At 57.2% G+C, this 18698-nt stretch carries 15 protein-coding genes; 6 read left to right on the top strand and 9 right to left on the bottom strand.

The features are described from left to right. Nucleotides 1-47: 47 nt before the first annotated feature. Nucleotides 48-1673 (bottom strand): methyl-accepting chemotaxis protein, encoded by a 1626-nt coding sequence (locus I6L40_RS07815; RefSeq protein ID WP_071912223.1) that lies wholly within the window; start codon nucleotides 1671-1673, stop codon nucleotides 48-50. Nucleotides 1674-1791: 118 nt separating this feature from the next. On the opposite strand from I6L40_RS07815, the gene I6L40_RS07810 reads away from it, so the two are divergent. Both I6L40_RS07810 and ruvX read left to right on the top strand, forming a co-directional pair. Next, nucleotides 1792-2346, top strand: a complete 555-nt coding sequence (locus I6L40_RS07810; RefSeq protein WP_043849418.1) for a YqgE/AlgH family protein — start codon at nucleotides 1792-1794, stop codon at nucleotides 2344-2346. Nucleotides 2347-2383: 37 nt separating this feature from the next. Then, nucleotides 2384-2806, top strand: a complete 423-nt coding sequence (gene ruvX / locus I6L40_RS07805) for a Holliday junction resolvase RuvX (protein WP_033116074.1) — start codon at nucleotides 2384-2386, stop codon at nucleotides 2804-2806. Nucleotides 2807-2862: 56 nt separating this feature from the next. On the opposite strand, the gene dtpB is transcribed toward ruvX, so the two are convergent. From dtpB to ampC, 7 genes are all read right to left on the bottom strand, one after another. Then, nucleotides 2863-4368 carry a dipeptide/tripeptide permease DtpB gene (gene dtpB, locus I6L40_RS07800; protein ID WP_071912225.1) on the bottom strand — a complete coding sequence of 502 codons (1506 nt, stop codon included), beginning with the start codon at nucleotides 4366-4368 and terminating at the stop codon, nucleotides 2863-2865. Nucleotides 4369-4848: 480 nt separating this feature from the next. Then, entirely contained in the window at nucleotides 4849-5814 is a 966-nt protein-coding gene (gene yidZ / locus I6L40_RS07795) for an HTH-type transcriptional regulator YidZ (protein ID WP_071912227.1), read from the bottom strand. Nucleotides 5815-5991: 177 nt separating this feature from the next. Continuing rightward, nucleotides 5992-6936 carry a hypothetical protein gene (locus I6L40_RS07790; RefSeq protein ID WP_071912229.1) on the bottom strand — a complete coding sequence of 315 codons (945 nt, stop codon included), beginning with the start codon at nucleotides 6934-6936 and terminating at the stop codon, nucleotides 5992-5994. A 22-nt stretch (nucleotides 6937-6958) separates the two neighbouring features. Next, a complete protein-coding gene (locus I6L40_RS07785) occupies nucleotides 6959-7309 on the bottom strand; it encodes a hypothetical protein (RefSeq protein ID WP_133164099.1) in 351 nt (116 codons plus the stop codon). 416 nt (nucleotides 7310-7725) lie between these two features. Further along, complete coding sequence (gene yidZ / locus I6L40_RS07780) at nucleotides 7726-8697, bottom strand: HTH-type transcriptional regulator YidZ (RefSeq protein ID WP_041208095.1); 972 nt, start codon at nucleotides 8695-8697, stop codon at nucleotides 7726-7728. 18 nt (nucleotides 8698-8715) lie between these two features. After that, a complete protein-coding gene (locus tag I6L40_RS07775; protein ID WP_071912233.1) occupies nucleotides 8716-9888 on the bottom strand; it encodes an MdtL family multidrug efflux MFS transporter in 1173 nt (390 codons plus the stop codon). A gap of 293 nt (nucleotides 9889-10181) precedes the next feature. Then, nucleotides 10182-11330: an FOX/MOX family class C beta-lactamase gene (ampC, locus tag I6L40_RS07770; protein ID WP_216995223.1), complete on the bottom strand. Its 1149-nt coding sequence runs from the start codon at nucleotides 11328-11330 to the stop codon at nucleotides 10182-10184. Nucleotides 11331-11542: 212 nt separating this feature from the next. On the opposite strand from ampC, the gene I6L40_RS07765 reads away from it, so the two are divergent. The 3 genes from I6L40_RS07765 to I6L40_RS07755 are packed head-to-tail and all read left to right on the top strand — an operon-like array spanning nucleotide 11543 to nucleotide 15400. Continuing rightward, nucleotides 11543-12463 carry a MoxR family ATPase gene (locus tag I6L40_RS07765; RefSeq protein ID WP_216995222.1) on the top strand — a complete coding sequence of 307 codons (921 nt, stop codon included), beginning with the start codon at nucleotides 11543-11545 and terminating at the stop codon, nucleotides 12461-12463. Then, nucleotides 12460-13443: a DUF58 domain-containing protein gene (locus tag I6L40_RS07760; protein ID WP_216995221.1), complete on the top strand. Its 984-nt coding sequence runs from the start codon at nucleotides 12460-12462 to the stop codon at nucleotides 13441-13443. The genes I6L40_RS07765 and I6L40_RS07760 overlap by 4 nt, the downstream gene beginning before the upstream one ends. Continuing rightward, nucleotides 13430-15400 (top strand): DUF3488 and DUF4129 domain-containing transglutaminase family protein, encoded by a 1971-nt coding sequence (locus I6L40_RS07755; protein WP_216995220.1) that lies wholly within the window; start codon nucleotides 13430-13432, stop codon nucleotides 15398-15400. The genes I6L40_RS07760 and I6L40_RS07755 overlap by 14 nt, the downstream gene beginning before the upstream one ends. A 73-nt stretch (nucleotides 15401-15473) precedes the next feature. On the opposite strand, the gene I6L40_RS07750 is transcribed toward I6L40_RS07755, so the two are convergent. Further along, nucleotides 15474-16904 carry a sodium:alanine symporter family protein gene (locus I6L40_RS07750; protein ID WP_041208088.1) on the bottom strand — a complete coding sequence of 477 codons (1431 nt, stop codon included), beginning with the start codon at nucleotides 16902-16904 and terminating at the stop codon, nucleotides 15474-15476. Nucleotides 16905-17615: 711 nt separating this feature from the next. Between I6L40_RS07750 and tal the strand changes: the two genes are divergently transcribed. Then, a complete protein-coding gene (gene tal / locus I6L40_RS07745; RefSeq protein WP_071912242.1) occupies nucleotides 17616-18566 on the top strand; it encodes a transaldolase in 951 nt (316 codons plus the stop codon). Nucleotides 18567-18698 lie beyond the last annotated feature (132 nt).

Below are 18698 nucleotides of genomic sequence, written 5' to 3'. Positions count from 1 at the left end.
CCGGGGCCGCCTCTTCTACTTCATGCCTTGCTCATTGGTATGAAGGCTTAACAACGGAACTGCCCCACCTTCAGCTTGAGATCGCTCGATAGCTGCTCCAGCTCGTGACAACTCTGGTTCATATCGGAGGCAGCTGCCGTCGACTCGGTCGCAATCTGGGCGATATTGACCACGTTGCGGGTGATATCCTCGGCCACCTTGCTCTGCTCCTCGGCGGCGGTGGCGATATGGGTGTTGAGCTCGTTGATCATCTCCACCGAGGTGACGATCTCGCCGAGCGCCTTGCCGCAAGCGAGCACGGTGCGATTGGACTCCTCGACCTGCTCCAGCCCGTGCATCATGCTGTTGGCGGCCTCGCTCGCCCCCTGCTGCAACTTGACGATGGTCTTGCCAATCTCTTCGGTCGAGCGCTGGGTACGCTGGGAGAGTGTACGCACCTCATCCGCCACCACCGCAAAACCGCGCCCCTGATCCCCGGCCCGCGCCGCTTCGATGGCGGCGTTGAGCGCCAGCAGGTTGGTCTGCTCGGCAATGCCGCGAATGGCATCCATCACGCTGCTGATATCGCGGCTGTCATCGGCCAGCTGGGTGATCATCGCCGCCGTACTCTGGATATGGGAAGAGAGGGAGGACATGTGCTGGATGGCATCTTCCACCACCTCATGACCGTGGCGGGCACTCTGATCGGCCACCCTGGCCGCATCTGCAGCCCCGGACGAGCTGTTGGCCACCTCGGCCACGGTCGCGCTCATCTGGTTCATGGCCGTCGCGCTCTGATCGGTCTCGGCCTGCTGCTGGGCAAAGCGCTGGCGGCTCTCCATCCCGATATGAGCAAGACGAGCGGACTCCTTGGCAAGGTGCTCCGCCATCTCGTTGATCTGGTTAATCAAACCGCGGAAGTGGCTGATCACCTGATTAAGCGATTGGGCCAGCGCCCCCATCTCGTCCTTACGCAATACCGGCGCCTGTTGGCTCAGATCGAGCTCGGCCTGCATGCCGCGCAGCACCTGACTCATTGCCGCCAGCGGCTGACTCACGCTGCGGCCGGCCCACATGCCGAAGAAGAGCACGCAACCGCCCCCGATCAGAAACAGCAGGAGAAAGAGCTGGAAGAGGCGATCCTTGAGCCGGGTCAGCTCGGTCATACTCTGTTCGGCAGCGGTAAGCTGATACTGCACCAGAGCGCTGACCGCATCGCTGAGGGGGTCGATGGCACCATAGAGGGGCATGATCCGGGCACCAAGATTCGCGCGTACCTCGTCCGGCCCGCCATCAAGCACCTGCAATACGGCGGCAATCTGCGGATCGGCCGCAGCGAAGAGCATCTGCACCCGATCCGCCTCCTGCGTCTCCCCCTGATCCATCGCCATGTTGCGGTAATTCTGCCAGCTCTGGGTGACATCATGCTGAGCCTGCATGATGGCCGCTTTCGCCTTCTCCGGCGTAAAGCCGCCCACATTGGCCTTGTTGGTGGCATCAATGACGTTGACGGCGTAGAGATCGGCAATGTGCTTGAGCTCTTTCAGTTGCACCACCTCCCCCTGATACATAGCGTTCATGCCTGCCATCAGCTGGGACATCGCCTGGGTTGCCCCCACCAGCAAGGCCAACAGTGCCAGCAGAGGCACCACACAACCCAGAATCAACTTCTGCCTGATTGAAATCCCTTCCATGGTTTTCTCTCCCTACACGGATAAATGGCGGGCCGGCACGCCTTCGATAAAAAGCGGTTTTGCCCACAGAGTCGAGCTGCCATAATTGCCGCAAATACCTTTGCAATATCTGGCCCATATGCAAACACTGCAAAATCACTTTCTTCTTGCCATGCCAAGCCTCTCGGACCCCTATTTCGAGCGTTCGCTGGTCTACTTGTGCGAACACAACGAAGAGGGCGCCATGGGGCTGGTCGTCAACATCCCGGTCGACATGTCCGTTGAGGCCATGCTGACCCAGCTCAAGCTCACGCCCCCGACCGTTGCGGAACTCAAGCAGCCGGTGGTGCAAGGGGGGCCGGTGCACGCCGATCGTGGCTTTGTACTGCACAGCTTCCGCCCCGGTTTCGGCTCAACGATGCAGGTGGGGGACGAAATGATGGTGACCACTTCAAAGGATATACTGGAAACCCTGGGTACGAGTGAGGCTCCCGATCATTGGCTGGTGGCGCTTGGTTACGCTGGCTGGAGTGCCGGACAGCTGGAACAGGAGCTGGTTGATGGCGCCTGGCTGGTGATCCCGCCCAATCCTGACCTTATCTTCAAAACCCCTATCCACAAGCGGTGGCAGCAAGCTGCCGCCAGCATCGGGGTTAATCCGATCCATCTCTCCAGCGACGTCGGCCACAGCTGAGCCGCTGGCGAACCCCGTTTTATTTCGAGGATTTTTCATGTCATCACGCAGCATCATGGGCTTTGACTACGGCACCAAGAGCATTGGCGTTGCCATTGGCCAGGAGCTGACCGGCACTGCCCGTCCCTTGCGCGCCCTCAAGGCCAATGACGGCATCCCCAACTGGGACGAAATCGAGAAGCTGCTCAAGGAGTGGCAACCGGATCTGCTCATTGTCGGCCTTCCCCTGAACATGGATGGCACCGATCAGGAGATCACGGTTCGTGCCCGCAAGTTCGGCAACCGCCTGCACGGTCGCTTCGGCAAACCGGTCGAGTTCAAGGATGAGCGGCTCACCACCACGGACGCCCGTGCCCGCCTCTTCGAACAGGGTGGATATCGCGCGCTGGAGAAGGGCAGCGTGGACGGCGTATCGGCGCAGCTGATCGTCGAAGCCTGGATGGAAGAGCAGTACAACTAAGCCATCAACAGCAAGGCAGGGGGTGTGCCCCTGCCTTGTTTGCATCTATCTCCCCGTCACGCCTGTGACTGCGGCGCCAGCAACCCCTCTTCCTCCTGCGGTGCGGCATTCATCATCCGGTTCAGCCAGGGCACCATCATGCCCATCACCACGGCGATAATCAGGGTCGCTATCCCAATCTTGCCAAACACGCCGGTATAGATGGGCAAAGTCAGCAGCGGATCCGTGACCCCTTGCGGTACGGCGGTGAAGGTGGCGACATAGCCCCCGAGCAGCGATGCCATCGCCTGGGTCAGGAACCACATCCCGAGGATAAAGCCCATCAGGCGTTGCGGCACCAGTGCAGCCACCATGGCCAGACCCAGCGCACTGATCATCAGCTCGCCGATGCTCTGGAACAGGTAAATAAGCACCATAAACCAGGGCGAGGTGAGCCCCTGCTCATCGGCAAACCACCAGCCGGAAGCTGCGGCAGTCAGAAAACCGAGCGAGCAGAAGAACATCCCGAGGGTAAATTTGAGCGGCATGGTGAGATCCCGCCCCTTGCTGCCCATCCGGGTATAGATCACCGCCAGCACCGGGCTACCCACTACCACCCAGAAGGGGTTGAGCGCCTGGAAGCTGACCGGGTTGACGCTCATGCCCAGCATCTCATGATGCATGTTGTTGATGGCAAAGAAGTTCAGTGAAGTCGGCATCTGGGCGTACAGCACATAGAAGAGCACCGCCTCCAGCATCAGCACGAAGGCCACATACATCTTGTTGCGACCCACGGTGTCGAGCTTGAACGCCTCGCGAAAAAAGACAATTACCACGGCGATAGTCACCGTCATCAGCACCATGTTGGCGATCACCACGTGGTGCATCAACCAGGCACAGAAGAAGACCATGACAACCGAGCCAGCCAATACCATCAGCAACTTGCCGTAGTTGAGGGGCAGATGATCCGGCTCGGAGCCAATGTCTTTCACCATATTGCGGCAGGCAAAGAAGGTGAGCAGCGCAATCACCAACCCGACACCGCAGAGGTTGTAGGTGACGGTATAGCCGTAGTGATCGGCAATGACCGGAGCCAGCGACAGGGAGATAAGCGAGCCGATATTGATCGACATGTAGAAGAGGGTAAAGGCCCCATCCAGCCGCGGATCCTTCGGGGCATAACATTTGGAGAGCAGACTGGCCGGGTTGGCCTTGAACAGGCAGTTGCCGACCGCGATGGTACCGAGCGCATAGAAAATCAGGTCAGGATTGTAAATCGACATGCCGGTCATGAAATAGCCGATAACCAGTACAACCGCCCCCAACACCATGGTGCGCTTGGTCCCGAGAATATGGTCGCCAACATAACCACCGATCGAGATAAGGCCATACACCAGCGCCGAGAAAGCGCCGAAGGTGATAAACGACTGCTCCTGGGAAAAACCCAGTTGCTGTACAAAGAAAACTGCCAGGATCCCCTGCACGCCGTAATAACCGAAGCGCTCCCAGAGTTCGACAAAAAATATCATGAAGAAGGGTTTGGGCTGTTGTAACAACCCGGTCGGTGCTGTTGCTGGACGCATAGTAACCTGCCTTGATAGCTGCTTATTGTTATTAATCTGATGGCGGTGAGCCCATGAAATGAAATACCTGCCAAGCCACCCGACTGCGACCTTGCCCTGTGCCGGCAAGCCGCCGCTCGATATCTGGCAACAGATGTTTCATTCGTCATCTTCAAGGTGCTAAGTGGGGCAAGAAGCGACACTGATGCACCGCAAAGGGGCGAGCAGAAATAAGGGGGCACGCCCCGTCATTTCAAGGTGAGGCATGTTATGTCACTGGCAATTAACTGACTTAATGGTTGATCACACTTTAAAACCCAACTTTCATGATGTTTTCTAATGAAACAGGATTACAAATTCTCTTGCAAAGAGTGTCACTCGAGACGTGATTTATCTTCAATTCTGTGTATTGAACGACAGCAAATGGCTCTCTGCACAGCCATCGCAGACTCAGGACAACTGGCAGGCACAAAAAAGCCGGCGCAGATCCGCCGGCTGAATTCAGGTAGCCCCCCGGGCTGGCGCTCGCTGATAGAGCCGCCTTATCTCCTGCAGTAACCACTGAACCTTTGAGTCCTGATTATGCCGCTTGTGCCAAAGCAGGATAAAAGTGAGTTCCAGCTTGCTGTAGAGGCGCTCGGGCAGAGGTAGCGGCAAGGTAACGAGATTGGGATGATATTTGGCCGCAAACGCGGTGCAGTAGGAGGGCGCAACCGCAATAAGCTCCTGCTGCGACTGGGCTGCCATATACAGCGCCTGCTCGAAGCTGGATACCATCACGGATACATTTCGCTTGAGCCCTTCATCCTCCAGCAACATATCCAGACTCCATGTCTCTTTGACCTCCAGCACCACGCTGCAATGGGAACAGGCCAAAAAGTTCTCCAGCGACCACAGTTGCCGAAGCAGCGGATGATCTCTGCGCAGGAAGACTACGGGCCTGTCGCAAAAGAGCTCTTCATGATCGATGTAGTAGGGAAGATTACCCAGTTTGAGCAGAGAGCGGTCGTAACTTTCGCGCACACAGACACCCAAATCTGCGTCGCCATTGACAAGGTCGCCAAGGGAATGGCGATTCCATGCCAGCATCTTGACTATCGAGTTGGGGTACTTCTCATGAATTTTGATGGGCAGGTCACTGAGTAGATAGAAAGGGGATTGCACCATCAGACTGAAGCGAGCCCCATCGGGGATAGCATCACGATTAAGCGAGGCGATCACCCCGGTAAGCTGGAACCAGAGTTCCAGCTCATCCCCCAACGTCAAGGCAAGATTGGTAGGTTGCAACCCCCTGCGCCCTCTCACAAAAAGCGGATCGGCAAACCACTCCCGCAACTTGGCCAATCCCTTGCTCACCGTGGAAGGCGTAACATTGAGCAGCTTGGCCGCACCGGCCACACTGCGCTCAGCCAGCAGGTATTTGAAAAGCACCAGCAGATTCAAATCAAGATCTTTGAGCGCACGCATATCTCTTCTCGTCAGGCATTAGCCATAGCTGCCTTGATACAATAGCGGCCCGTCATAACGCTTGCCATCGCAGCGTAATGACGGGCCGATAGAATGGCTTGCCGTTGAACCTCAACAGCAAGAGACTAATTCCCGCACTGCCATCAATCTGATTTGTGATGATGACCCAAACTTTGCCTAGCTCTTTGGCACCACAAAGAAGAGACCTTCCAGATTCGGGAAACCAATCACCAGCATCTCTGTCCCCCCGTCATTTTTAAAGGTTGCTATATAAGCGACCACACCATCCCTGGCCTTGGCTAACGCTTCGTTATTGTAGTAATCATTAGGCGTCCAGTTAGCCCCCTTTGCCGGGTCAAACTGGCATTGTTCAAATCCACTAAAATATATTATGTCACGACGAGAGCGTGGTACATTATTACGGCCAAATAATGTACATCCGGCAGCAGGCAACTCCAGGGTAACTGTCACCATATCCCCATTGCGGGTAGTCTCTACATTCCCCAGCATATCGGTTGCAAGCCCATTATTGGGATGCCAGCTGGCTGTATTAACAAGGCTGGTTTCTATCGGTGTTAACTTTATTTTACCAGACCAGTTGGCATAACTGGCCGTCCCAATCAAAGATAAATCAAGCCCATTAGTGGCCTTTTTCACCTCATCAACCATGCTCAACTTATTGGATGCAATAGATATTTTTTGCCTGCTCTGTTCGACTGATGGTGCGCTATGACTTCTGCTCACCCTATTCAAAACCAGCTCGCCCGGCACCTTGGTTACTTGATTAAAACCAGTAAACCATGAACTAAATATTTGACCGTCGTCCACCATAACTTGCCAATTATATTTCTGTCTTGACCCAAAGTTATAGTTTAAAGCTAAACCTGCCAAACCTAATGTACTATCACTATTTATTAGTTCAGACTTATAAAAAATGGCCGACTTGGGATCGATGTTTTTAACATCGTGGGGGGTTATTTTACCATCGATGTTGACCAATTGTTGCGGAGTGTCTGGATTACTCTGCTTTACTACAGTGACTTTGGATTCGTCGGAGCCACCGCCACAACCATACAAGGCCCCCACACAGCTCACAACCAACAATATACTCTTCAGTTTCATCACACCTTGTCTCCTCTCTTTGTCATCCTGCGCAATCAATTCTTGTCGTACGAGGCGCATACAGGCCTGCGCTCAAACTGCCAAACACAGAGTCCCAAAATCCCCGTTTTGTCTCTATCTGCACGACATTTTCAACACCATGACAAATAGCTGCCGCATCAATTTTGTCATTTAGACCGAAGTCGACATCAGAAAAGAAAAAATGGCTGGTAATCTCTTCTGAATGGATAATCGCACCTTTATTAAGTGCAATAGTCTGTGAGCCATCAGAGTGAACAGTATTCTTGGCACAGCCACAGAGTAATACGGTCAATAAACTGGTGACCGTTATAGTTTTGCAATTAATCATATAAACAACCTTTTTCAGTTCCACTCACCAACTACATCGAACCTTTACTGCTATAACCAAGGGATCAAATAGAGCTTCTCTGGTATAAATAAAAGTCGTAATGATTTACTTCATGAGAGTTCAAATACTAATAGACGCTCCCCTGAATAAACATCCAGATGCAAAACAGGGTAATAATGTCAAAAAAGTCAATATTATTAATGTTGTAATTACTGCGTAGCCTCTGGCATACACAGAAAACAATATTTTCAGTGCAATGCAGAGGCGTTTATTATAAGTGGCAGTATCTAACAGAGGGAGGTATAGAGTCTATAGCAAAACAGGAAGTCAGAACGTTCCATTACGGAATCAGTGTTAAGATAATGTATCAATATAAATACATTTTTATCAGTATCAGCTATTCAGCGCGCATAAAAAAACCGGAGCAAACGCTCCGGTTTTTATCCATTCGATTGTTCCGACTCGCGATTGTAGAGCCGCCTTATCTCGTTGCGCAGCCACATTACCTTGGCATCCTGATTGTGCCGCTTGTGCCAGAGCAGGATAAAAGCGATCTCCAGCTGCTGATAGAGTTTCTCCGGCAGTGGCAAGGGCATGGCAATCAGGTTGGCATGGTGCCTGGCCGCATACCCCCCGCAGTAGGAGGGCGCCACCGCGATAAGCTCGTGACTAGACTGGGCGGCAATATGCAGCGCCTGCTCGAAGCTGGAGACCATGATGGGCACCTCCCGCTTCAGCCCCTCGTCCTCCAACAGACTATCAAGAGCCCAGGTATCATTCGCTTCCCACACCATGCTGACCTGGGGACAAGCCAGAAAATTCTCCAACGACCACTTCTGCTGCAGCAGGGGGTGATCCTTACGCAGAAAAGCGACTGGACGATCGCTGAACAACACTTCGTGATCGATGTAATAGGGCAGCCGGTTTACCTTGGCCCGGGAGCGGGAATAGGTCTCCCGGGCACAAAAACCGAGATCGGCATCGCCATTGACGATGTCGTTGAGCGAGTGATGATCCCAACCCAGCATCCTGACAACCGAGTTGGGATACTTTTCGTAGATGGTCATCGGCAGATCGCTCAGGAAGCTGATGTAGAAGGGGGACTCCATCACCAGACTGAAGCGGGCACCATCAGGGATCGCCTCGCTGTTGAGCGAGGTGATGCTGTCGGTCAGCTGATACCAGACCTTGAGCTCCTCTTCCAGCGTCAGGGAGAGATTGGTCGGCTGCAGCCCCTGTCGTACCCGGACAAAGAGGGGATCGTCAAACCACTCCCGCAGCTTGGCCAGCGCCTTGCTAACCGCCGACGGGGTGACGCAGAGCCTCTTGGCTGCACCGGCGACACTGCGCTCCTGCATCAGATACTTGAAGACAATCAGCAGGTTCAGATCGAGCTCAACCAACGTACGCATATCCCTCCTCATTCCCGTTTATCCCCGCGATTGCGCTTCGCGAACAGCAAGCCATGGTACCAGCCCTTTCACTCCCAGGTAACTGAGCAACGTCAGCAGCAGGGAGCAGAAAAGCATAGCCAGCGGGGAAAAGCCCAACTGCCCCGTCAACCAAATATAGAGACCGGACAAGCTGATCTGCATGACGCAGAGCACCGCACTGGCGAAGGCCACATTGTGCTGGCAGCCATCCAGCGCTTTTCCCATGGCCACCCCGAAGCCGCAGGAGAAGCCGACACAGACCAGTGCAAAGCCGGCCAGCAGCAGCGTGACATCATTGCCCCGCAACCAGCTGCCCAGCAGCAGGCATGCCGCCAGCAGGTAGGCAAGGTGGGAGAGTGCCAGCACTCGCTGCTTGCCCAACCAACGCAACAGCAGTGGCGTCAGGAAGGAGGTCGACATGCTCACTCCTGCCATCACCATCATGACGACGGAGTACTGCTCGGGGGAGAACCCATACTCCTGCATCAGGATCAGGGGAGAAACGCTGACGTAGACCAGAATGGCGGTCACGCTGGTGCTGGTCAGCAGCGAAATCAGCATAAAGCGCGGGGAGCGCAACAAGGCAAATGGCAAACCTCCAGCGCTCTCCTGCCTGTTTGCCGGCCGGGTCTCCTTGAGCATCAAGAAGTTGATCAGACCGGTCAATGCCGCCACCAGAGCCATCGTGACGAAGATCCCCTGCCATTGAAAACGGGAGAGGATGAGGTAGCCCAACACCGGCGCCAGTACCGGAATGACGCAGATAACCCCGTTGATCATGGAGAGTGCCATCGCCAGCCGCTCTTCGCTCAGCACATCCCGTAACACGGTAAAAGTCATGATATAGAGTGCCCCCGCCCCGACCCCCTGCCAGAATCGCCCCAGATAAAACTGGGTGACATCGGTTGAATGGGCTGCCACCAGCGAGGCGGCAAGAAAGATGATGGCACCACCCAGCACCACGGGGCGACGGCCATAACGATCGGCAATCATGCCTCCCAGCAGGACTGTCGCAGCCATGCCAAAGAGATAGATGGAAAAGGCGGTGTGGATCTGCGCCTCATTGGCCTGCAGGCTCTCGGCAATCCGGGGGACGGCGACCAGATAGAGATCGATGCCGACCGGATAGAGGATGATCATCAGGAAGGCGCACAGCAGAAAAGTTTTCATGGAGGCTCCGTAACAGAAATCTGGCCCTGTTCTGCCAAAAGCGCGGCAAACAGCAGGCAAGCAAGTGACTATGCGGAGCACTATAGGGGGGGCCTACCACCACACCTAGTGAAGAGATGGCGATCGATACATTCCAAAATGGAAATATTGTTTCTGCCAATGTGCGATTAAGGCAACTGAATGGACAAGCCGCCGGGCAGAAGAGAACTATGAGCTGAGTAAAAATAAACGCGATAAAAAGTGCGCCGGGCAATCCCGGCGCACTTGCTTACGGTAAAACGCTATCCCCGTGATCAGTCGGCCAGCTTGCTCAAAATGGCGTAAGCCGCCTTGACCCGGGCATCATTGGGATAGTTGCGGTTGGCCAGCATGACGATGCCAATCCCCTTGGCCGGGACAAAGGCAACATAGGCACCAAAGCCGTTGGTCGAGCCGGTCTTGTTGTAGAGTCGCGCCCCCCCCGTCTCTTGGGACGCGGCAACAGGTTTGACCGGGTTGGCATTGTAAATCACCGCCGAGGAGTTGCCCGCCAGCAGCGTCTGCTCGCTGACGGGATAGGCGTAACTCTCCCAGCCCAGTCCCTGGGTCATCTCGCCTACCGAGTAGCGCCCTTGGTGGGTCAGGGAGATGGCCTGCTGCAACGCCTTGTCATCAACCCCGCTGATATTGGCCTTCACGAAGGCGAGCAGATCCGCCGAGCTGGTCTTGATGCCGTAGGCCTCGTCGGCCAGCATGCCGGGATTGACCCTGATGGGCTTGTCCTCTTTCGAATAGCCATAGGCGTAGTCCCCCATGGCCTGCTTCGGCACCTCGAGATAGGTGTGGTGCATACCCAGCCCAGGCAGCAGGGTCTGCCCCATCAAGCGGGCAAATGGCTGCTGCAGGCTGCTCGCCGCCAGATAGCCGAACAGACCGATGCTGGGGTTGGAGTACTGGCGATGGCTGCCCGGCTGATAGGCCGGCGTCCACTGGCGATAGTAAGCCTGCATCTGCTCGACCGATTCCACCTCATCGGGGAACTGCAGGGGCAAGCCGCCTGCGCTGTAGGTGGCGAGCTCGGCCATGGTGATGCCATCAAAGGCGGAGCCCTTGAGCCAGGGCGCGTACCGGCTCACCTTGTCATCGAGCTTGAAGCCCCCCTTGACCACGGCGTAGGCGCCGAGGGTGGAGGTATAGGTCTTGCTGACCGAGCCAATCTCGAACAGGGTCTGCTCGCTGACGCGCTGACCGCTCTCCCGGTTGGCAACGCCATAGTTGAAGTAGTGGGCCTTGCCATCTTTCAGTACGGCAACCGCCATTCCCGGGATCCGGTACTCCTTGAGCACGGGTTGAATGGCGCCGTCCACGATGGCGGTGAGAGGAGCATCCTGTGCGGCAGAAGCGAATGAAGAGATCAGCAGGGAACCCAGCGCCAACCGCGAGAGAGTTTTTGGTTGTTTCATGACATCTGTCTTGTGGTGAGTTGAGAAGTGCATCATAAGGACGCTTGGTGAGCTGAGCGTGAACAACTGTGAAGTCGGTGTGAAGTCATTGAAAAAACGCGCCATTTCAATGGTTTTACGGCGTACTGAGCCCGCCCTGAGCGACTGGCGTATAAGCTGTAGGTGCAACAACAGAGAAGCAAGATACGGACAAGGCGAAAGCGGGAGGAGTAGTGAAATCACAGGAACAGATCACGGCGGTGCTGACAACACTGGAACGGGTCATTCTGGGTAAACCGCTGCAGCTCAAGGTTGCACTGGTCACCCTGCTGGCCCGTGGCCACCTGCTGATCGAGGATCTGCCCGGCATGGGCAAGACCACTCTGGCTCAGGCGCTGGCGCAGGTATTGGGATTGAGCTGCCGCCGGATGCAGTTTACCGCCGATCTGCTACCTGCCGATTTGCTGGGCCTGCAGATCTTTGATCCCCGCCAGCAGCACTTCACCTTTCATCCCGGCCCCATCTTCACCCAGGTGCTGCTGGCCGACGAGATCAACCGCGCCAGCCCCAAGGTGCAGAGCGCGCTGCTGGAGGCGATGGCCGAGCAGAAGGTAAGCATCGAGGGGCATACCCATCCCCTCCCCACTCCATTTTTCGTCATCGCCACCCAGAACCCGGCCGATCAGGCGGGCACCTATCCCCTGCCCGAATCCCAGCTCGACCGGTTTGCCGTGCGGCTTTCACTCGGTTTCCCTCCTCGCGAGGCGGAGCGCAGACTGTTGCGCGGCCAGCAGCTGAGCCAGCCTCTCCCATGCCTGCTGGACGCCGATGCCTTGGCCCTGTTGCAAGCCGAAGCCGAGACCATTCACCTCTCGGATGCCACCCTCGACTACCTGCTGGCACTGGTACAGCAGAGCCGCTTTGATGGCGAGCTGCCACAGACCCTCTCCCCCCGGGCGGCCCAGACCCTGCTGGCGGTGAGCCGGGCTTGGGCGCTGGTGGCCGGACGACGTTTCGTCACGGTGGAGGATGTGCAGGCGGTCTTTCCCTATGTGGCGGAGCATCGGTTGCGGGGCAGTTTTGGCGTGCAGCACGGCGAAGCCTGCCCCCTGAGCCAGCGACTGCTGGCCAGCGTCGATCCGGATCGGCCATGACTGACTGGCGCCGGCTAAAGGATCGCTGGCAGTTGCGCTGGCTTGATCGCCGCATCCCCCCGACACGCCAGATCACGCTGGGGCCGCGCAGCCTCTTCATCCTGCCCACTCGCATGGGGTTGCTCTATCTGCTGGTACTGCTCGCCATCTACCTGCTCGGCACCAACTACCAGAACAATCTGGTGCTGCTGGTCGCCTACTGCCTCGGCAGCCTGTTTATGACGGCCATGTGGCTTACCCATCGCAACCTGCTGGGTCTGGCCTTGATGGGCGGGCCCACAGCTACCGGCGAGGCGGGCAGCCAGCTCCCCATCAGAATACGGGTACAGAGCCCGCGCCCGCTCTACGGCGTTCGGTTCACCCTGGGCGATAACCCGCTCTGGCAGGCCGAGATAGGCGCCACGCCCCTCGAACTGCTGTTGCCGGTCACGGGTCGGCGCCGCGGTCGCCTCCCCCTTGGCCGGCTTAAAGTCGAGAGCCGCTATCCCCTCGGCCTCTTTCGCTGCTGGTCGTTGCCGGATCTGCAACTTGAGGGGTGGGTCTACCCCAAGGCTGTCTATGGCCCGCAGCGGGAAGATGAGAGCACCGCAGCCGACGAACAGCAGGGGGATATGTTGCCAGCCGCCATTGGCGACTTTGATACTCTTCGGGCTTACCAGCAGGGCGAAGCCATGAGCCGGATCGCCTGGAAGCAACTGGCACAGGGGCGCGGCCTGCTCAGCAAACAGTTTTGTGAGCCGCATCGGGCTGGCCGCCATCTCAGCCTCTCGCGGGTAACAGGTGGCGATCTGGAGCAGCGGCTGGCGGTACTTGCCTGGTGGTGCTGCGACTATGGCAAACAGGGGCACCCCTTCTCCTTAACGCTGGCCCGGGAGACGTTGGGGCCTGATAGCGGCCCCGCATTTGTGCAGCGCTGCCTGCTGACACTGGCGCAACTGGATAACCCGGCAAACGAGGGCAGAACGGATGTTGCTCGATAACCGGCGCCTGCTGCCCCTCATCGCCCTGCAACAGCTGCTGCTCATTACCGCACTCTGGCCCCAGTTACAGCTATGGGTCATGGCGGTGGGGGCCATCACCCTGTTTACCCGCGCCATGATGCTGTGGCGCGGATGGCGGCCTCCACCGGCACGAGTGCTGGCGATACTGGCCATCGGCTGTTTGCTGATGCTCCTGCTGCAGTGGCGGGGATTGGGCACCCTGCCAGCGCTGGTCAACCTGCTCTGGCTCGGCTACAGCCTCAAGCTGATCGAGGTTAGGCGCGATCGGGATGTCGAACAGGTGCTGCTGCTCGCCTTCTTTCTGATTGCGCTGGCACTGGTGCAGCGTCAGAGCATCGGCTGGGCGCTGTTGCTGGCACTCTCGCTCTGGCTGGCGGTCACTGCACTGGTCAATGCCGCGGCCCCACAACAGAAGCACCCATGGCGCAGCGCGGGCGGCGCCCTGCTGCTCGCCCTTCCCCTGCTGCTGACCCTCTTTATCGTGCTGCCAAGGTTGCCACCGCTCTGGCAGATGCCGACCGCAAGCCGAGCCCTGACGGGCCTCTCGGAAGAGGTGGCCCCCGGCGACATAAACGAGCTGGTCAGCTCCTCCGAGCTGGTGTTTCGCGTCACCTTTGCCGATGGCCCGCCCCCGGCGCAGGAGCGCTACTTTCCGGTCATGCGGCAGGAGTATTTTGACGGACGGCGCTGGCAACTGAGCACCGAGGTGAAAAGATGGCAGCAAACAGTCCCCTTGCTGAACGTGACATCCACGCTATCAGATAGCCCGCTGCCCGCGGGGAGCTATGAAGTGCTCGCAGAGCCACAGCGCCATCGCTGGGCCTTCGCCATGACGGCGCCCCGTGTGGTGGCGGGGCCGGTACAAGCCACTCCGATCGCGACCCTCTATCGACAGGGGAGCAACGAGCTGGCCATCCGCTATCGGGCAAGCACAGCGAATCTCCCCGATGTTACAGAGCGTGAACAGCAGCGCAACCTCCAGCTACCTGCCAAGGACAACCCGCAGGCGCGGGCCTATGCCCGGGAGCTTGCCACCCGTTATCCCGAACCGAACGCGCTGGTCGGCGCCCTGATGGCCCGATTTCGCAGCCAGCCTTACACCTATACCCTGACGCCACCACGACTGGGCCCGGATGGGGTGGACGATTTTCTGTTCGATACTAGGCGGGGATTTTGTGGCCACTACGCCATGGCAACTGCCTTTGTGCTGCGGGCAGCCGGTATTCCGGCACGACTGGTGACCGGCTACCTCGGTGGCGAGTGGAATCCGCAGGGCAGCTATCTGGCAGTCCGCCAGTTCGATGCCCACGCTTGGGTGGAGTATCTCGACCGGCAGCAGCATTGGCAGCGCATCGACCCGACCGCAGCCGTCGCACCGGAGCGGATCGAGGGCAATATGGCGCAGGCGCTTGGCGAGCAGTTTGCCGCCGCCGATCCCCTCTCTTTGCAGCGCTATCGCAGCTGGGCCCTGCTCAACCAGTTGCGTTGGTGGGGCAACAATCTCGACTACCAGTGGAGCCGCTGGGTGTTGGGGCACGATTCCAGCCAGCTCTGGCAACAGGTTGCGCAGCGCTGGCCATCGCTGGCTGGGCAAACCCCCTGGCTTATCCTGCTCAGTTTGCTACTGGTCGCTCTGATGGTGAGCCTGCCGCTCCTCTGGCCTGCCCGCGCCCCCGCAACCCTGCGGATCTGGCAGCCACTGCTGCGCCGGGGAAAAGCGGCCGGCTGCACAGTGCAAGCGGGCGAGACGCTGGGCCAGTGGTGTGAACGACTGGCAACGCTGCGCCCCGCTCTATCCCGCCCCTTGCTGCAGGCGGCCTGGCTCTACCGGCGCTGGCGTTACGGGCCGCTCACCGCCCATCAGCAGAAACGCTGCCTGCGACAGCTGAAACGGCGAGTGCGCCAGATTTGCCAGAGCTGGGATCGCCAGACATAAGCGCATCACACAAGGCATAAAAGCAGAGAGGGGAGCCACCGGCTCCCCTCTCTTGCACATCATGCAACACGGATTACTTTTTGACGGGATTATCCCAGATACCCTCTTCCAGCTGGGAGCGGATCTCGGGGTACTTGTTGGCATCAAAGGTGGGCACCTTGCCCAGCCTGAGCTGGTCGTTGTAATCCTTCGCCAGCTTGATGGCGACGCCGGAGAGCAGCAGGATGGCCACCAGGTTGACGATGGCCATCAGCCCCATGGAGACATCCGCCATCGCCCAGACGGTCGGCAACTCTCCTACCGAGCCGAACATCACCATCCCCAGCACAAACATCCGGAACAGCATCAGGCCGCCCTTGTGGTTGTGCTCGAGGAACACCAGGTTGGTCTCGGCATAGGAGTAGTTCGCCACGATGGAGGTAAAGGCGAAGAAGAAGATGGCCGCCGCGATAAAGATATTGCCGCCATGACCAATCTGGGAGGAGAGCGCCCGCTGGGTCAGCTCCACCCCGGTCACACCGGAGCCCGGCTCAAACTGGCCGGACATCAGGATGATGGCCGCGGTACAGGTGCAGATGATGATGGTGTCCATAAAGACCCCCAGCATCTGCACATAGCCCTGGGAGGCCGGGTGCGGCGGATAGGGCGTGGCAGTAGCCGCTGCGTTGGGGGCCGAGCCCATCCCCGCTTCGTTGGAGAAGAGACCGCGCTTGATACCGTTGATCATCGCCTGGGAGATGGCATAGCCCAGCGCCCCCGAACCTGCCTGCTCAATGCCGAAGGCAGATTTGAAGATCAGCATCATCACGTGGGGCAGCTCGCTGATATTCATGGCTACGATGACCAGCGCCAGCAGGATGTAGGCCAGCGCCATAAAAGGTACCACCAGCTCGGCAAAACGGGCGATGCCACGAATACCGCCGAAGATGATGAGACCGGAAAGCGCCACCAGTGCCAGACCGCTGACCCAGTCAGGAATGCCGAAGGCCACCTTCATCGCCAGACTGATGGAGTTGGCCTGCACCGCATTGAACACCAGACCAAACGCCAGAATGAGGCAGAGCGAAAAGAGCACCCCCATCCAGCGCATGCCAAGCCCCTTCTCCATGTAGTAGGCTGGGCCGCCACGGTAGTTGCCATCCTCATCCTTGACCTTGTAGAGCTGGGCCAGAGTGCTTTCGACGAAGGCGGTCGACATGCCGATAAAGGCGATCAGCCACATCCAGAAGATGGCGCCGGGGCCACCCAGATAGATGGCAACGGCCACACCGGCCAGATTGCCGGTACCGACCCGGGCGGCAAGGCTGGTGCAGAGTGCCTGAAAGGAGGAGATGCCGGCGTTGTCCGATTTGCGGCTGTTTTTCAGCACGGAGAACATGTGGCCGAAGTGGCGGATCTGGATAAAACCCAGGCGGAAGGTGAAGAAGATACCGACCCCGATGAGCAGGTAGATGAGCACAGCTCCCCACATCAGGTCGTTTAGCATCGCAATCAAGGTGTCCATAATTCTCTCGTTGTTATTCACATCCATGGCCAGTGCAAATCTGCGTACACAGGCCGCTTTCTGTCTGTTGTTTAATTATCGTGTCGCTAAAGGGGCGGAATCTAGCACAGCGGAAGAACCCGGAATAGTGATCCCGATCACCCTGGACACAAAAAACGAACGGAAAACGCCACTAAAGCTCCATTTAAATCGCAAACTTTCAACAAATCCAATAATTTAATCAGACAAACGCGAATATAGCTCCATAGGAGTATTTTTCTGCCGGCCTATTTCTCTCCGTCAGAAACAGGCAAACGCTTGCATGAAACGGCTTTCAAGAGGGGATATTTCGCAAAACGTTTTCGCTGTAAGAAAATTTCAAGTATGCAACTCAACAATTTATGTGATCGGCCACGCAAATATGAATATTGGCTAAAAAAAATGGCTTGGTGGCAAACCGGAAACAGTCTGCCAAAAAATATAAAAAACCTTATTAATCAGTATGTTTTGCGCATTAAAACGGAACTTCTCAACAGCCTGAATATTTAACAGCCAAGTGCCCCTATTGCAGGAAGCACCACATAAGTATTAATTAGGCAGGCAATGATGATGGGTCATACCCATCGCGCTTTTCTGAGCCTGAGGCATCAAGATCCTGTAATTTTATTTCAGAACCACCGTCTCAAGCCCGCAACCCAGGGATTACTCCCTCATTAAGAGATGACATTCGCTATGGCCGATAAATTAACCCAGCTGAAAGCCCTGACCACTGTTGTTGCCGACACCGGCGATATCGAAGCGATCAAACGCTATCAGCCCATCGATGCCACCACCAACCCCTCTCTGGTTCTGAAAGCCTCCGAGATCCCCGAGTACGCACCGCTGATCGAAGACGCCATCAAGTGGGCCAAATCCCAGAGCCAGGACAAGGCACAGCAAATCATCGACGCGGGCGACAAGCTGGCAGTCAACATCGGTCTGGAAGTGCTGAAGATCGTTCCGGGCCGCATCTCCACCGAAGTGGATGCCCGTCTCTCCTTCGATACCGGCGCCAGCATCGCCAAGGCCCGCAAACTGATCCGTCTCTACAACGAAGCCGGCATCAGCAACGACCGCATCCTGATCAAACTGGCTTCCACCTGGGAAGGGATCCGTGCCGCCGAGGTGCTGGAGAAAGAGGGTATCCAGTGCAACCTGACCCTGCTGTTCTCCTTCGCCCAGGCTCGCGCCTGTGCCGAAGCCGGCGCCTTCCTGATCTCCCCGTTCGTGGGCCGCATCCTCGACTGGTACAAGGCCAAAAATGGCCGTGATTACACTGCCAGCGAAGATCCGGGCGTAGTCTCCGTTACCTCCATCTACAACTACTACAAGCAGCACGACTACCCGACCGTGGTCATGGGCGCCAGCTTCCGCAACACCGGCGAGATCCTGGAGCTGGCAGGCTGCGACCGTCTGACCATTGGCCCGGCCCTGCTGGAAGAGTTGAGCAAGACTGAAGGCGCCGTGGTACGCAAGCTGGACTACACCGGTGAGCACAAAGCCAAGCCGACCCCGATGACCGAGGCCGAATTCCGCTGGGAACTGAACCAGGACGCCATGGCTCACGAGAAGCTGGGCGAAGGTATCCGCATGTTTGCCATCGACCAGGGCAAGCTGGAAACCATGCTGGCTGGCCGCCTGTAATCGGTTAATTTTTCTACGAAAAACCGGGCTCCCTCAGGGGGGCCCGTTTTTTTTGTACCCGACTTTTAGCACGGTCATAGAGCTGTAACGAAAACGTTTTATTTTCAACCTCGTTATGTTATACGGATGGTG

Source organism: Aeromonas sp. FDAARGOS 1410 (genome assembly GCF_019048745.1).
Lineage (GTDB): Bacteria > Pseudomonadota > Gammaproteobacteria > Enterobacterales > Aeromonadaceae > Aeromonas > Aeromonas jandaei.
This window is presented reverse-complemented; position numbering and strand designations above follow the sequence as displayed.

Excerpts from the sequence above, each read along its gene's own strand:
- I6L40_RS07815 (WP_071912223.1), bottom strand. The coding sequence starts at position 1,673 with ATGGAAGGGATTTCAATCAGGCAGAAGTTGATTCTGGGTTGTGTGGTG.
- I6L40_RS07810 (WP_043849418.1), top strand. The coding sequence starts at position 1,792 with ATGCAAACACTGCAAAATCACTTTCTTCTTGCCATGCCAAGCCTCTCG.
- ruvX (WP_033116074.1), top strand. The coding sequence starts at position 2,384 with ATGTCATCACGCAGCATCATGGGCTTTGACTACGGCACCAAGAGCATT.
- dtpB (WP_071912225.1), bottom strand. The coding sequence starts at position 4,368 with ATGCGTCCAGCAACAGCACCGACCGGGTTGTTACAACAGCCCAAACCC.
- yidZ (WP_071912227.1), bottom strand. The coding sequence starts at position 5,814 with ATGCGTGCGCTCAAAGATCTTGATTTGAATCTGCTGGTGCTTTTCAAA.
- I6L40_RS07790 (WP_071912229.1), bottom strand. The coding sequence starts at position 6,936 with ATGAAACTGAAGAGTATATTGTTGGTTGTGAGCTGTGTGGGGGCCTTG.
- yidZ (WP_041208095.1), bottom strand. The coding sequence starts at position 8,697 with ATGCGTACGTTGGTTGAGCTCGATCTGAACCTGCTGATTGTCTTCAAG.
- I6L40_RS07775 (WP_071912233.1), bottom strand. The coding sequence starts at position 9,888 with ATGAAAACTTTTCTGCTGTGCGCCTTCCTGATGATCATCCTCTATCCG.
- ampC (WP_216995223.1), bottom strand. The coding sequence starts at position 11,330 with ATGAAACAACCAAAAACTCTCTCGCGGTTGGCGCTGGGTTCCCTGCTG.
- I6L40_RS07760 (WP_216995221.1), top strand. The coding sequence starts at position 12,460 with ATGACTGACTGGCGCCGGCTAAAGGATCGCTGGCAGTTGCGCTGGCTT.
- I6L40_RS07755 (WP_216995220.1), top strand. The coding sequence starts at position 13,430 with ATGTTGCTCGATAACCGGCGCCTGCTGCCCCTCATCGCCCTGCAACAG.
- I6L40_RS07750 (WP_041208088.1), bottom strand. The coding sequence starts at position 16,904 with ATGGACACCTTGATTGCGATGCTAAACGACCTGATGTGGGGAGCTGTG.
- tal (WP_071912242.1), top strand. The coding sequence starts at position 17,616 with ATGGCCGATAAATTAACCCAGCTGAAAGCCCTGACCACTGTTGTTGCC.